The sequence below is a fragment of the Psychrobacter sp. Pi2-1 genome (assembly GCF_904846645.1).
In the GTDB taxonomy this organism is placed as follows: domain Bacteria; phylum Pseudomonadota; class Gammaproteobacteria; order Pseudomonadales; family Moraxellaceae; genus Psychrobacter.
The window spans coordinates 1-920 of the sequence record NZ_CAJHBO010000050.1 but is presented as its reverse complement, the minus strand read 5'-3'; the positions used below and the strand labels follow the sequence as shown (position 1 = coordinate 920).

At 39.8% G+C, this 920-nt stretch carries 2 protein-coding genes; both read right to left on the bottom strand.

From position 1 onward, the window contains the following. Positions 1 to 5 precede the first annotated feature (5 nt). Entirely contained in the window at positions 6 to 518 is a 513-nt protein-coding gene (locus tag JMX91_RS13195; RefSeq protein ID WP_265089203.1) for an IS630 family transposase, read from the bottom strand. After that, positions 505 to 855 carry an IS630 transposase-related protein gene (locus tag JMX91_RS13190; protein WP_201549617.1) on the bottom strand — a complete coding sequence of 117 codons (351 nt, stop codon included), beginning with the start codon at positions 853 to 855 and terminating at the stop codon, positions 505 to 507. Before JMX91_RS13190 ends, JMX91_RS13195 begins: the two co-directional genes overlap by 14 nt. Positions 856 to 920: the final 65 nt, after the last annotated feature.

Sequence of the window (920 nt, the reverse complement as noted above, 5' to 3'; positions counted from 1 at the left end):
TATAGTCAGTTCAAAATAAAATTGTTATGGTTAGGACAAATATCATAAAACAATTTGGATAAGTCGTTTTCCATCCAGCCTTGGCGTAGAAACTTAGCCTGTGCCCATTTCTTTTCGATGGGGTTCAAGTCTGGGCTGTACGGCGGCAGCCATAATATACGATGACCATGTCTGTTCAGTAGTTTTTGGATACGTCTGCTTTTATGAAACCGAGCGTTATCCATGACAATCACACATTTGGTTTTAAGACTTGGGATGAGGGTTTGTTTGCACCAGCCGTAGAATATGCTGCTGTTGATGTTGTACTTAAAGTAATCAAGTGCAAACAGCATCTTCTCATAAAGAGCAGCAATGACATTGGTTCGCTTTTTACCTTGCCAGTTGTAGCGATCAATACAAGGCTTACCAATAGGCGCGTAACCATGAGAACGAATGGTTTCAGCCTCAAAGCCACTTTCATCCATATAGACAATAGGATAGCCTTGCTGCATAAAGCTATTAAGCTTACTGTGATATATCGCTCTTTTTATCGGACATGCCTTTGGATGCTCTAAGGTCTTTTTTTTGACTGATGCCTAGGCGCTTTAGGGCATGATGAATGCCTGTTTTACTACAGTTTAGACGACGTGCTCGCTCATACTGGTAATCATCAGGATGCTCTTTGACATCATTAAGTAGCACGTCATCTGGTATTTTATAGGGTTTGGTTTGCCTGGTTGTTTTACTATGAACACGTCTCTTCCAATTCTGTATAGTGGTTGGGCTAAGATTGTAAAACTCAGCCGCCTCAGCAAAGGTCATACCCTCGTCTAAGCTTTTTAGTACTTGTTTACGAAAATCTAATGAGTAAGTCATGGTCTTTATGATAGCAATTAGGTTTGATAATTAGTTTATAACACTTTTAAGTGGGATTGGTTATA

Excerpts from the sequence above, each read along its gene's own strand:
- JMX91_RS13190 (WP_201549617.1), bottom strand. The coding sequence starts at position 855 with ATGACTTACTCATTAGATTTTCGTAAACAAGTACTAAAAAGCTTAGAC.